Here is a 13268-nt window from a genome sequence, read left to right as displayed (position 1 = left end):
TCATCACATAATATAAAAACATGGGTAAAACAAGAAAATAGATTCTAAGACCTCACTGCATAACAAATATACTGACGGACTGTACCTTCCAGTATCCACGTAGGCAGCAAACTGTTACAATAAACACAGTCTTAGAACTTCTCCAAAGAAACGAAATAAGAAATTCTAAAGATAATCAGATAATCAAATCAGCTACATCACCTGTCAACCGCAGGCAAATGTAATATCCCTGACAAGCAGTTCTCCTGACTTCGGCTTAGCGCTCTCCTGCGCCTTCCCAGAGAGTATCCTCTCCAGTGGCATATGCAGGCAGCAAACCTTTCACAGTGACGGGATCGTACCAGACTTCCACCGGTTTCTCTATTAATCCTTGCGGAACTTGCCGGACTGTGCAATTTTCTATAAAACTACCATGATTGTATAAAATTATATCATGACACTTTATACATGTAAACAAATCCCTTGATTATTATACAAAATCGGCAAAAAATTGCACAGTTCCTTCTTTTTTGCGGTAAAAAATTGCAAACTCCGTATCTTTTTTAATAGTCCTGCAAATTGTTGCCGCTTTGTGACAGAAATATTCACGCCCGGACCGACGATTTGCAATTGCCTAATCTTTTTTTCTATCTTATAATAGAAATGAAAAAACGGATTTTTTGAAAAATCTTCAAGCGTAACAGTTCAGCTGATATTCCGGAAACTTGCCGCTGAGACTGCTCATCCGGCGTATGGCCAGACTGTGGCAAAAAAATTGAGAATCGAGGGAAACATATGACAAATGAGACGAACAACATCCCGCAGGGACAGCAGGATGCCGACAATAGATTGGAAATGGACATCACTTCTGTAAAAAATCTGCAGATCGGATACCACGCAGAGACCATTTATCTGCGCCGTTCTCCCGATGACCGCTTCATCGTGGAAGAATATATCGGCGGTCTTTCCGGCTCTGAATATTACGCCAAAGTGACGGCCAACCGGATCAAGACCACCATCCGTTACGGCCGCCGGGAAGAAGTCAACCGCAGCACTTACGTAAACGTGTACCTGCCGGAAAGCTGGCACGGTGAGCTGCAGCTCTCCAGCCAGTACGGCGACATCATCTCCGACGAAGACTGGTCCTTTGACCGCTTCGCCGCAGAGACCATGGAGGGCTCCATCGCATTAAAAGGCATCACCGCTCCCCGCATCCGCATGAGCTGCCCGGTGGGCAGCATCCGCTTTGACCGGGCGGAGGGCTTCGTGGATCTCCATTCCGTCTCCGGCAGCATCATTGCCGGCGCCATCGCCGGCGGTGCGAAACTGGAAACATCCGGCGGTCCGATCACCGCTGCCTTCACCGCCCTCAATAACATCGTGGAATGCAACACCCTGAACGGCCCTGTGGATCTGGTACTCCCAAAAAACACCGGCATCAATATGGACGGCATCAGCAAGACCGGAACCATCACTTCCGAGATCGACGGTCTTACCGTGCAGACCAAACCGGGCAACAAACAGTGCATCACCGGCATCATCGGAGAAAAACCATTCCAGAATGTGCGCATCTCCACCATCAATGGAAATGTACATCTGCGGGAAGGGGAGTAAACAAACCCACATATCTTTTGAAAAAACCAGCGCCGCCTGCCAACTGCAGACGGCGCTGATTTTATGCCATTTGTGAATTGGAGTCTGTTTTATTCCGGGTCTCTTTTTTACTATTGCCGCAGATATTTCACTTAATATTCTCGCTGCATTGATATCTGCAACAGATACCTTTTCCTCAAATAAATCCGTCACATCATTTAAACTCATAGGATTATTACCCATTATCTCCACTCCTCTTCTTCATATCTATTTCTTATAATTTGTATCCATCCGGAATAGTCGGACACACGCTTTCTGGATTTTTCGAAAAAAAGCTATCAATCCAAATGCGTCATCTGGTTTGATAGCTTTTTTGCATGCTGCTTCTACGAATTGATTCTATCTCTTTGAATCAACTTTATCTTTGCGAAAATCTCTTTCATGTTTTATTTTACCTTCACCTTTACCTGCTTCCGGACGCCGTTGGCGGCGGTGATGGTTATGGTGCAGGTGCCGCGGTCCTTCGCCTTGATCTTTCCGTTTTTGGTTACGGCCGCCACTTTTGTATTGCTGCTCTCGTAACGCAGGTTTGCCACATATCTCTTAGGCAGAAGCGCCTTTTTGTTATTCTGCCTTAAAACGGTCGCCTGGATTTTGGTCTTGCGGCCTTTTTTCAGGGTTATCTTCTTTGCGGCAAGGCGGATGTTTTTGGCGTTGGTATAGGTGCTGTTCCTGCCCGCTATGCATAAAGTCACACTGGAACTAACGTATTGTTTTTCGCCGTTTACCATTCGATACGCTCTTACTTTAACCTGATAATTCTTTTTCTGATTCAATTTTTTACCATTTCTTTTTTTAATACGAATAGATACTTTTCCTGCCCCTTGTACAGACTTGACCAGGTCTCCAGCTTTTGGAGTTTTCTTTCCCTGCGACACAAAGATATCATATCCGTCTACACCCGCCACCTGATTCCAGCGTACCACAAGCGCTTTTTTCTTCCATGAAACGGCGGCATCACATCGGGACACATCCAAAGCATCACCGACAGCACTATCTGAAGGAGCTGTTACTCCTGTAGTAGTTTCAGAAGAGGTATCCGGCTGAATGGTTTCCTCTGCGGTCATATATATAATTTGTCCATATTGAGCATTAGCAATGTGATTGTAAAAAACTGCGCCCTTCTCCACGGTAATCGTACCCGACTCCTCTTCTGTTCCCAGAGAAGTTGCTGTGATGTCTGCGGAATATCCCGACGGGATAAGGATATTGATGTCATACAGCGATCCCGCTGCCTGTATCTTTGCATTTTTCAGAATCAGTTTTTTCATCGAAGACAAGGAGCACTCTGAATTTCTCAAAATCAGAGCCGCCCTGCTATTTGCGTCCGTGCCATTTCCAATAATCGTAACCTCTGTATCGCTATTATCATCGCAATGAAGCGAACTGATATCCAGGGTATAGCCATTGGTATTTAATATGATATCTTTTTTGATATATATCGCCGTACCATTCCGAGTAAAGTCCTGCATGAGCGTTACCGTGGAGCCAGGTTTTACTTTCTCGCCTTGTTCACCGAACAACTGCTCAGCATTTGTTATATTATATTTTTTGCCGTCCGGCTCTGTAACCACCGCAAGAATGTTCTCATTCTCTGTCGTTTCGGTCTCTTCCGCACGGACATCTGATGTCCGGCCCATGAGCATGCACAAGGCAAACAGGATCGCCAGCACGGACAGCACCCATGTTCGCCTTATATCAGTGTTCCTTCTGCCCACAGCGGTTATTCTGTAAGTTCTCTTTCCGTTTGTCGTCCTTTTTTCCTTTGTGATTGTGTTTGTCTCAATTACCATATCATCCCTCCTGTTCATATTTCTGACATATTTACCGATACTTTCATTTATGTAGTATTATTTTACCATGTATTGCTCATTTTTTGCGGTGTCGTCCACGAAGCATTGTTGTCGTTCACGCACAGATTCCCGGACAGGGGTTGCAAAAACGACATAAAACACGTAAAATGAAACATAAATTGCAATATTTCATAATTATAAAATATTTTCAGGAGGGGTTTTTTATGAAAAAAGTTTTCCGATGGCTCTGCCCCGTGCTGTTTCTGCTCATTGCTGCAGCAGTCGTCTGGTTTCTGCATTTGTTCACGGTTATGGACACAACGATGGAGTACATAAACTGGGAATCATCTGTACAGATTATGGACGATGGATCCGAAGTGCCCTTTTCACAAGATATTTACAGCAATTCCACAGAGATTTCCGGGACCTACCGCTTTACGGGGCATCTGCCGGAAAACCTTTCCTCAGGCTACCTGCTGTTTGAAATATCCGGTGCTTCTCTGACCTTATCTTTAAATGGAACCAAAATTTATCAGTCTTCCTCCCTGCCTCTGGATGAATCCCTGTCCATGTCACAGGCCCAGATTCCATTGCAGGCGGGGACAACTGGAGAAGTGGTGATGACCCTTGATGTCCTTGACAGCAGCTGCATGATGTTTCCGCCGCTTGTTCGCTTTATCCCGGATGGGCTGGAGAGCGTGCAGACATTTGCCATCGCCAACCGGGCCGCTTTTCCGGCAGGAGCTGCCGCGCTGGCTTTTCTCCTGATCGTGGGTATCTTTTTTATCAATATTATGTTTCGGAAACCTGACTGGAGTCTGTTAGCTCTCATAGCCGCTGCCGCAGGACTTATTTCCCACGAACTGGCAGTCGAGCAGGGGACATTCTTCCTTCCGGCTTCTGTCTCTCATGTGCTGGCGCACCCGGCCGTGAATGTGCTGACGATCCTGGCGCTGATTCTTTATCTGATCCTGAACCGCCGCCGCAGATTCTGGAAATATCTCGGTATTGTGACCGGATGGAGCGCTGCCGCAATACTCATCGGGTATGTCTTTTCTGTACTGGGAGATAAGGAATTTTCTTCCTGGATCAATACCATGATCTCCACTGCCGTCTACAGCGGTTACTCCGAGAATCTTCTGTATTGGGTCACTATGTGGCTCACTATGGTATGTACGGCCATTTCTGCCTTCGGAACACTAGAGTCTTTCGCAAGACAGCAGACTGAAGTGCAGAATCTTTCTCTCCGGAACAAACTTGTTCTGGACAGTTATCAGGCTATCGAAAATAAAATGCAGGAAGGCGCCGCTCTTCGTCATGAGATGAAGCATAATCTGACGGCTCTCGATTATTTATGTCAGAAGGGAAACTATGATGAAATGAAAAAACTGCTGGATGATCTGCTGCAGCAGAATGACCGGCAGACACAGATTCATTTCACGGAAAACTTTACCATAAACGCGATTCTGCAGGATGCCGCCGTAAAGGCATCGCAGGCGGATACCGCTTTCGACGCAGTGGCAAAGGTACCGGCAGACCTGCCCATACCGGAGCAGAATCTGTGTATTCTCTTAATGAATATGCTGGATAATGCGGTGGAAGCCTGTGAAAAAATAAAAGATCCCGGTCAGCGGTTTATCAAATTCCGCTGCGGGACAAAAAACGGTTTCCTTACGGTACAGTGCAAAAATTCCTGGGATGGAAATCTGAAGCAGGACCGGCAGGGTCATCTTCAGACTACCAAAGAAAACGACGGCACCCATGGATATGGTCTCAAACAGATGGCCGCCATTGCCGGAAAATATCACAGCGTCCTGGATATCACTCACCCGACCGACGGCAGTTTTATGGTACAGACTGCCTTAAAAATACCGGAAACTCCCGAATAAAATCAATGATGCCTGCGGGGCTTTCAAGCTGATATCCGCAGGCATCATTTTTACTCTTCTTCTCTTTTGGGAATGTTCACCCAGAATGTGGTCTCCCGGTCATCACTCTCGACCCACACTTTTCCTTCATGGAGCTCCACGATTTTTTTCACTACAGCCAGCCCGATTCCAGTTCCCGCTGAGGCATGGGAGGTATCTGACTGATAAAATTTATTGAAAATGCGCTCCCGGTCCTCTTCCTTGATGGCCGGGCCGTTATTTTTTATGGCGACAAGCACCGAACCCTGGGGCCTGTCATTTTCCTTCTGATACTCCCGGATCAAAATTGTGATCTTTCCTTTCTCCGGAGTAAATTTGATGGCATTGTCCAGAAGATTCAACCATACCTGTTTCATCATTTCTTCATTGGCAAAAATCTGATGTTCATTGAAATCACAGGCAATCTCCAGCTCTTTCCTGCTCCATTTCTTCTCCAGCAGAAGAACCGAACGCCGGATTTGTTCTGAAAGATTATATTCCGTCACATTGGTTAAAATGTTCTGATTCTCCACCTTCGTCATATTCAGCACATTGGTAGCCATTTCGGCAAGCCGTCCTGATTCCTGCTCAATGATGGTCAAATATTCCCGGGTCTGCTCCTCATCCGGATGCCCCCGCCGCAGCATCTTGGCAAATCCGTAGATGGATACGATGGGCGTCTTAAATTCGTGGGAAAAATTATTGACAAAATCTGATCGCAGCAGTTCCGTATTATCCAGTTCTTCCGCCATCTTATTGAAACTGTCCGCCAGCATTTTTCCTATTTTCCTCTCGCCAAAATACAGGCGCACGGAATAATCGCCGCCGGCCAGACGGTTCATGCCGCTGATCAGCCTGCCAAGCGGACGCAGAGAAATCCGGCCCACCACAAAGGAGACAAGCGTTCCCACAAAGATACTGGCCAGAGCGAACTCAAGAAGGATAAAAATGAGGCCGGAATGTCCCGTGTGGGAAAAATGAAATAACCCCGTCTTCATGAGCAGCCAGGTCACAGTGACCACAAACAGCATGGTGACTACCAGCACAAAAAATGCGATGACTGTCACCAGAATGATCAAAGGTAAAAATACCTTTTTTCTTTGTTTTCTCGTCTTTTTTCTGCACCGCTTCTCTGCATGATTGTTCCATCTCATGCCGGATTCCGCATGTGTTCTTCCTGTCATACTTTCTTCACCGCCTTATATCCAAGACCCCGGACGGAGACAATCTCAAATTCATCCCATCCTTCAAATCGTTTGCGGAGACGGCCGATGTGTACGGTCACCGTTTCCCAGCCCGTATCGCTGTCCACGCCCCAGATTTCGTCCATCAGCTGGATCCGCGTAAAAATTTGTCCCGGATAGGAAAGCAGCTTATATAAGAGCAGAAATTCTTTCTGAGGCAGCTCCTGGGTCTTACCATGTCCGGTGACCGTCATGGAATTATAATCCAGCACCACATCACCGATAACGATCCTCTGCTCGCTGACAATTTTGGCCCGGCGCAAAAGAGCATGAATGCGCAGGAGCATTTCTTCCTCATCCACCGGTTTTGTCATATAATCATCGGTTCCCACCAGGAATCCCTTCTTCTTATCGGCCGGAAGCTGCTTTGCCGACACCATCAGGATCGGAACATTATCCTGTACTTCCCGAAGCTCCCGGGTGAGAGTATAACCGTCCATCTCCGGCATCATGATATCAAGAACGATCAGATCAATGTGCTCCTCCGCCATAATATCCAGCGCCCGCACACCGTTCTCAGCCGTAGTCACCGTGTAATGGGCCTCCTCCAGAACTGCCTGCATATATCTTCTTGTATTCTTATCATCATCAACAACAAGTATGTGAAACATGAGTATCATACCTCCATCGGGTGATTTTTACCGGCAGGTTATCTGTCAGCATATATGATTGATATTTTTATATTATAACCTGCCGGCCGCAGTCTGGCAAAGGCCTTTTAAAATGTGGTTTATTTACCTTCAAACAATCCTTTCAGCACGTGCACACATCCTTCAATGCCCAGCTGAGAGGAATCCAGTACGATATCATAATTCTTCACATCATTCCAGTGTCTGGTGGTGTTGGCGTAAAAATATTTGGAACGTTTGTTATCGAACCGTTTTCGGGTGCTCTCCACCTCCCCTTCCGGAATCTGATAATCTGCCATGATACGTTTTTTCTTTTCTTCATTGTTGGCCCGGATAAAGACTTTAACAACGCCGCGGCGTTTCTTCAAAGCCTGAGCCGCACAGTGTCCGAGGAAAATCGCAGGGCCCTGACCGGCAAAATTCTCGATCGCCCTCTGCTCTTCCACAAATACTTTCCCCTCTCCGGAAAGCATATCAGAGTCTCCGCTTTGTACTTTACTCATGACAAACAATGTATAAAGAAAACTGCCGGATACCGACTCCTCCAAATGCTGAATCTGATCAACAGAAACATTATTCTTTCTGGAAACAGCTTCCAGGATTTCCACCCCGTAACAAGGAATGCCGCATTCCTCCGCCAGCCGGCGGGCAATCCTGGTTCCGCCGCTGCCATATTCTCTCTCAATGGTTATATAATTACATTTCATAAAAGATTCCTTCTTCCTTCCCAAAAAATCAGGATTTGCAAATCTCTTTGCAACACACAAAATACTGCTTTACGGAAGACAAGACATTTATAAAAGTTCTCCTCCTCCACTTCGGCAGGCTGATATATGTAATCTTTCAGTAAAACAATTCTGACGCCTGCGCTCACAGTCGTCGTCAAACCATATAAATGTCTTGTCTTCTCCAAATGCAGACTATATGCATAGAGATTTACAAAGATCCCGTGCTACTCTGGCAAAATGGTTTGAATCCGGTCTTTTGTCTATAATACAGATGAGACAGATGGCAGGGATTTACGGCAGGATTTAGTGATAATAGAAAAACGTATCTGGGAAGATTGACGACGACTGTGAGTGCAGGCGCTGTCATCCTTTATAAAAAATGACCTTGTTATCAGCCTGCCGAAGTGGAGGAGGAAACTTCCCTGACTGCGTTTTTCTATGATACATTCAAAGCCATAAATCCTGTCTGTTTATTCACATCCGTATAATTTCAAAGCCCGCGGACTCAAATCAGCAAATATTTTTACGACGCTTTATCAAACTGGCTGTTATAAAGATCCGCATAGAATCCTCCCTTGGCCAGTAATTCTTCATGGGTACCGCTTTCGATGACATCGCCGTCTTTTAATACAAGGATCAGATCAGAATTCTTGATGGTCGACAGACGGTGGGCGATGACGAAAGAGGTTCTGTTTTCCATCAGCTGGTCCATGGCATTCTGGATCTGCAGCTCAGTGCGGGTGTCCACGGAGCTGGTAGCTTCGTCGAGAATCAGCATCGGCTTGTCAGCAATCATGGCACGGGCGATGGTGAGCTGCTGTTTCTGACCCTGGGAAAGATTCAGCTGATCGTTTAATATCGTATCATAGCCGTGCGGCAGCGTGCGGATAAAGTGGTCGAGGCCGACTGCCTTACATGCCTGCTCCATTTTCTCATCGCTGGCGTCCGGCGTACAGTAAATGAGATTTTCTCTGACGGTCCCCTCAAACAGCCAGGTATCCTGCAATACCATACAGAACTGTGCGTGCACATCTTCTCTCTTCATGGATCGGGTGGAAACGCCGTCAATGCGGATATCCCCGTCTTCGATCTCATAGAAACGCATCAGCAGGTTGACCAGAGTGGTCTTACCGGCTCCGGTCGGACCGACGATGGCGATCTTTTGTCCCGGTTTCGCGTGGGCGGTAAAATCATGGATAATGGTTTTGCCCGGATCATAGCTGAATTTTACATGTTCAAAATCCACATACCCTTCTGCCTTTTCCAGATGCGCGGTTTTTTCGCTCTCATCTTCCATTTCTTCTGCTTCCAGGAACTCAAAGACACGCTCGCCGGCGGCAGCGCCGGACTGCAGGGACTGTGTTGCCTGAGCAATCTGTGATAATGGCTGCGTGAAGAAACGTACATACATCATGAAAGCGACGATGACTTCAAATCCAATCTGTCCGTTCATGGTAAGAACTGCGCCCATAACGCAGACAGCCACGTAACCCAGGTTACCGATGAAGATCATTAACGGCTGCATCAGACCGGCCAGGCACTGCGCCTTGAAGGCACTGTCTTTCAATGTTCCGTTTAACTCATCAAAAGTTTTTTTGGAGTTTTCTTCATCATTGTAAGCTTTGACCACCGTATGACCGGAATACATTTCTTCAATGTGTCCGTTCAGCTCGCCCAAGTGCCGCTGCTGGCGGGCAAAGTATTTCTGTGAATGAGCAGTGATCAGGCGCATGAGCATGAAGCCGATAAAGATGGCTACCACCGCTGTGAGAGTCATGATCACGTTGGTAATGAGCATCATGAACAAAGAGCCGACAAACAGAGTGATGGCGGATACCAGCATGCCGACACTCTGGTTTAATGACTGCGAGATCATATCCACATCATTTGTCACACGGGAAAGGATATCTCCGTGGGAGCTGTGACTGTAAAAACTCATCGGCAGACGATTGATCTTTTTCGTGATATCGCTTCGCATCTGCCGGGAGACCACCTGCGATATGGTTGTCATGATAAAATGCTGCGTGAAAGATAACACAATACTGCACAGATAAAAAGCAATCAGCGTAAAACCGATGGACGCCACGGCGTCAAGATCGATGCCCGTCATCATCCCGTCAGTGATCACAGCGGTCAGGTCCGATAATTTATCTGGGCCGACCAGCGTAAAAATAGTGCCGCCCACGGCGCAGAGCACGGCGATGATGGTCGCCACCGCATATCTTCTGCAGTAGATGATCAGTTTTTTCCAGGTTCCGGTGAAGTTTTTCGCCCTCTCCCCGTTTCCTCTTCGCATGCCTGGTCCCCGCATGGCTCCGCCTCTTCCGGGACCGGCCGCATATGTTTTATTTTCTGCTGCTCCGGCAGTGTTTGTTTCATACTGTTTCTTTTCCATTATGCCAGTTCCTCCTTTGAAAGCTGTGAAAGAGCAATCTGCTGATAGACATCGCAGGTTTGCATTAACTGGTCATGGGTACCCATTCCGGCGATCTTTCCATCGTTCAGAACGATGATCTTGTCGGCGTCACGGATGGTACCGATACGCTGCGCCACGATAATACGGGTGGCATCGCCGCATTCTTTATTTAAAGCCTCCCGGAGAATACGGTCCGTCTTGTAGTCAAGAGCGGAGAACGAATCATCGAAAATAAAGATCTCCGGATGACGGCAGATGGCTCTGGCGATAGACAGACGCTGTTTCTGTCCGCCGGATAAGTTGGATCCTCCCTGGGCAATGTATCCGTCATAGGTATCCATCATCTTTTCCACGAAATCATTGGCCTGCGCCGTATAAACAGCATCGACCACATCTTCATCCGGGAATTCTTCCCGGCCGTTATCGCCGAAAGCGATGTTGCTGCGCACCGTTCCTGAGAACAGGGTCGCCTTCTGAGAAACATAGCCGATCTTATTCCGAAGAGCTTTCTGGCTGTATTCCCGGACGTCCACGCCGTCCACTAAAACCTGTCCCTCGGTGGCATCGTAGAATCTCGGAATCAGATTGATGACCGTACTCTTACCGCAGCCGGTGGAACCGATGAATGCCACCGTCTCTCCCTTATGGGCGGTGAAGGAAATATTATGAAGCACATCTCCGTCGGCATCCGGATACCGGAAGCTGACATTCTTAAATTCCACTTCTCCCTGTACAGAAGGATCCGGCTCCGTGATCGGGCCATCTTTGATACTTGGCTTGGTATCCAGCACTTCATTGATACGTTTGGCCGCAACGGAAGCACGAGGCAGGATGACCAGGATGATGACCAGCATCATGAAGGACATGACCACCTGCATAGCGTACTGAGAGAAGACGATCATATCCGAGAAAATAGACAGTTTCGCCGGTCCCTGAGCCCCGTCCACCAGATAAGCGCCAATCCAGTAAACCGCCAGAGTCAGCCCGTTCATGACCAGCTGGATTCCCGGCATCATGAACGCCATAGTCCTGTTGGCAAACAGCTGGGTTCTGGTCAGGCGTTCGTTGGCGTCCTCAAATTTTTTCTCCTGGTAATCTTCTGCATTGTAGGCACGGATCACATTTAATCCGGTGAGATTTTCCCTGGTGATCCGGTTAATGTCATCGGTGAGTACCTGCAGCTTCTTAAACTTCGGCATAGCAATGAGGATACAGGTGCCGACGATGAGCAGTAAAACAACCACAGCCACGCCGGTACTGAAGGTCCACTGCCAGCTCTTGCCGGCAATCTTCGCGATAGCCCACACTGCCGTAATCGGCGCCTTTAACAACACCTGAAGTCCCATAACGACGAAGATCTGCACCTGCATGACGTCGTTGGTGGAACGGGTGATCAGGCTGGCCGTAGAAAATTGACCGATTTCCGCCATGGTGAAGGACTGTACCTGATCAAAGAGCAGCGCCCTTAAGTTGGCGGAAGAGTTGGCGGCAATTTTCGCCGCACAGGTAACCGTACAGACAGAGGCCGCAAAACTTCCCAGAGCGCAGGCGAGCATTTTCGCGCCAGCAATGAGGATGGCGCTCATGGCACTGCCCTCGGTCTGTACCAGAGTGGTGATTTCTGACATATAATCCGGAATGGTCAAATCCATCCAGACCTGCATGATGATAAACAACAATGCCGCAAAAGAGAGCGTCCACTCTGTTTTTGTAAACTTTTTAAGCAGTTTCAGCATAGTTATAAACCCCTTTCATTATTCTGATGATAAGAATAAAACGGAAAAATAAACTGAATCTAAACATAAGAACAAAAAATGCCATATACACCGGATCTCTCCAATGTATATGGCATATCCATCTATTTTCCGATCACAGACCGATCCCATTCACCCCTGCTCCTGGCAGAACAGACACAGCGGTGAAAGCTTATTGCTGAAACAGAGGCGTGGAATAATACCGGTCTCCGTTATCCGGGAGAAGAACGACGATGGTCTTTCCTTCATTTTCCGGCTTCTTCGCCTCTTCCATGGCGGCATAAAGCGCTGCTCCCGAAGAAATTCCCACCAGAAAGCCTTCCGTCTTAGCCAGCTCTTTTCCATATTCAAAAGCGGTGTCATTTTCCACAGTGACAATTTCATCGTACACTTCGGTGTCAAGAATCTTTGGCACAAAACCTGCACCGATTCCCTGAATTTTGTGCGGTCCGGAGGTTCCCTGGGAAAGTACCGGAGAGGATGCCGGTTCCATGGCGACGATCTTGATGGAAGGGTTTTTCTCTTTCAGATAGCTGCCGGTTCCGGTGATGGTTCCTCCGGTTCCCACACCTGCCACAAAAATGTCCACTTTCCCGTCGGTGTCCTGCCAGATCTCCGGACCGGTGGTCTTTCTGTGGGCCTCCGGATTGGCCGGATTATCAAACTGCCCCGGAATGAAACTGTTCGGGATCTCTTTCGCCAGTTCTTCTGCCCTGGCGATGGCACCCTTCATGCCCTCCGCCCCGGGAGTCAGGACAATATCTGCCCCATAGGCCTTTAAAATATTTCTGCGCTCCACACTCATGGTGTCCGGCATGGTCAAAATCGCTTTATAACCTTTTGCCACTGCCATGGCGGCAAGACCGATACCCGTATTACCGGACGTCGGTTCAATAATGGTGGCTCCCTCGGAAATCAATCCGCGTTTCTCCGCGTCTTCCAGCATTTCCTTTGCCACCCGGTCCTTGACACTTCCTGCCGGGTTAAAATATTCCAGTTTCAAAAGAAGTTTTGCCTTTAAATTCCATTTTTTCTCCAGATTCACGGCCTCCACCAGAGGGGTGCGGCCGACCAAATCCAGTATTCCACTGTAAATCTGTGCCATGTCTCTGATCCTCTCAATCTTTTTATATTGCATGATATTTATTGTGTCTGATTTTCACTG

General features: G+C 47.6%; 9 protein-coding genes and 1 riboswitch. Of the genes, 2 read left to right on the top strand and 7 right to left on the bottom strand.

Annotated features, from left to right (window positions below; genetic code table 11):
* Positions 1–217 precede the first annotated feature (217 nt).
* A riboswitch (cobalamin riboswitch) is annotated at positions 218–398 on the bottom strand.
* 376 nt (positions 399–774) lie between these two features.
* A complete protein-coding gene (locus tag B5E53_RS00160) occupies positions 775–1593 on the top strand; it encodes a DUF4097 family beta strand repeat-containing protein (RefSeq protein ID WP_087311585.1) in 819 nt (272 codons plus the stop codon).
* Between the two features lie 425 nt (positions 1594–2018).
* Here the strand turns inward: B5E53_RS00160 and B5E53_RS00155 are convergent, their stop codons facing one another.
* Positions 2019–3425: an Ig-like domain-containing protein gene (locus B5E53_RS00155; protein ID WP_162611720.1), complete on the bottom strand. Its 1407-nt coding sequence runs from the start codon at positions 3423–3425 to the stop codon at positions 2019–2021.
* Between the two features lie 224 nt (positions 3426–3649).
* Here B5E53_RS00155 and B5E53_RS00150 point away from each other — a divergent pair, with 224 nt between their 5' ends.
* Positions 3650–5314, top strand: a complete 1665-nt coding sequence (locus B5E53_RS00150; RefSeq protein WP_162611719.1) for an ATP-binding protein — start codon at positions 3650–3652, stop codon at positions 5312–5314.
* Between the two features lie 50 nt (positions 5315–5364).
* Here B5E53_RS00150 and B5E53_RS00145 read toward each other — a convergent pair whose 3' ends face one another.
* The 6 genes from B5E53_RS00145 to cysK form a co-directional block, all read right to left on the bottom strand.
* Positions 5365–6516: a HAMP domain-containing sensor histidine kinase gene (locus B5E53_RS00145; RefSeq protein ID WP_242963457.1), complete on the bottom strand. Its 1152-nt coding sequence runs from the start codon at positions 6514–6516 to the stop codon at positions 5365–5367.
* Positions 6513–7187, bottom strand: coding sequence for a response regulator transcription factor (locus tag B5E53_RS00140; protein ID WP_087311579.1), 675 nt, complete (start codon positions 7185–7187; stop codon positions 6513–6515). Before B5E53_RS00140 ends, B5E53_RS00145 begins: the two co-directional genes overlap by 4 nt.
* A 119-nt stretch (positions 7188–7306) precedes the next feature.
* On the bottom strand, positions 7307–7912 hold the full coding sequence (locus B5E53_RS00135) for a cytidylate kinase-like family protein (protein WP_087311577.1): 606 nt from the start codon (positions 7910–7912) through the stop codon (positions 7307–7309).
* Positions 7913–8456: 544 nt separating this feature from the next.
* The gene (locus B5E53_RS00130; protein ID WP_242963473.1) at positions 8457–10229 is read right to left on the bottom strand and encodes an ABC transporter ATP-binding protein; all 1773 of its coding nucleotides are present in this window, start codon (positions 10227–10229) and stop codon (positions 8457–8459) included.
* 98 nt (positions 10230–10327) lie between these two features.
* Positions 10328–12085, bottom strand: coding sequence for an ABC transporter ATP-binding protein (locus B5E53_RS00125; protein WP_087311575.1), 1758 nt, complete (start codon positions 12083–12085; stop codon positions 10328–10330).
* Between the two features lie 190 nt (positions 12086–12275).
* The gene (gene cysK, locus B5E53_RS00120) at positions 12276–13208 is read right to left on the bottom strand and encodes a cysteine synthase A (RefSeq protein WP_087312175.1); all 933 of its coding nucleotides are present in this window, start codon (positions 13206–13208) and stop codon (positions 12276–12278) included.
* Between the last annotated feature and the right edge of the window lie 60 nt (positions 13209–13268).

This window comes from Eubacterium sp. An11, assembly GCF_002161065.1.
In the GTDB taxonomy this organism is placed as follows: domain Bacteria; phylum Bacillota; class Clostridia; order Lachnospirales; family Lachnospiraceae; genus Anaerobutyricum; species Anaerobutyricum faecale.
Note: the sequence above shows the minus strand (reverse complement) of the source record. Positions and strands in the feature narration are given on the sequence as shown.

Excerpts from the sequence above, each read along its gene's own strand:
- B5E53_RS00160 (WP_087311585.1), top strand. The coding sequence starts at position 775 with ATGACAAATGAGACGAACAACATCCCGCAGGGACAGCAGGATGCCGAC.
- B5E53_RS00145 (WP_242963457.1), bottom strand. The coding sequence starts at position 6,516 with ATGACAGGAAGAACACATGCGGAATCCGGCATGAGATGGAACAATCAT.
- B5E53_RS00140 (WP_087311579.1), bottom strand. The coding sequence starts at position 7,187 with ATGTTTCACATACTTGTTGTTGATGATGATAAGAATACAAGAAGATAT.
- B5E53_RS00150 (WP_162611719.1), top strand. The coding sequence starts at position 3,650 with ATGAAAAAAGTTTTCCGATGGCTCTGCCCCGTGCTGTTTCTGCTCATT.
- B5E53_RS00155 (WP_162611720.1), bottom strand. The coding sequence starts at position 3,425 with ATGGTAATTGAGACAAACACAATCACAAAGGAAAAAAGGACGACAAAC.
- B5E53_RS00135 (WP_087311577.1), bottom strand. The coding sequence starts at position 7,912 with ATGAAATGTAATTATATAACCATTGAGAGAGAATATGGCAGCGGCGGA.
- B5E53_RS00130 (WP_242963473.1), bottom strand. The coding sequence starts at position 10,229 with ATGCGAAGAGGAAACGGGGAGAGGGCGAAAAACTTCACCGGAACCTGG.
- B5E53_RS00125 (WP_087311575.1), bottom strand. The coding sequence starts at position 12,085 with ATGCTGAAACTGCTTAAAAAGTTTACAAAAACAGAGTGGACGCTCTCT.
- cysK (WP_087312175.1), bottom strand. The coding sequence starts at position 13,208 with ATGGCACAGATTTACAGTGGAATACTGGATTTGGTCGGCCGCACCCCT.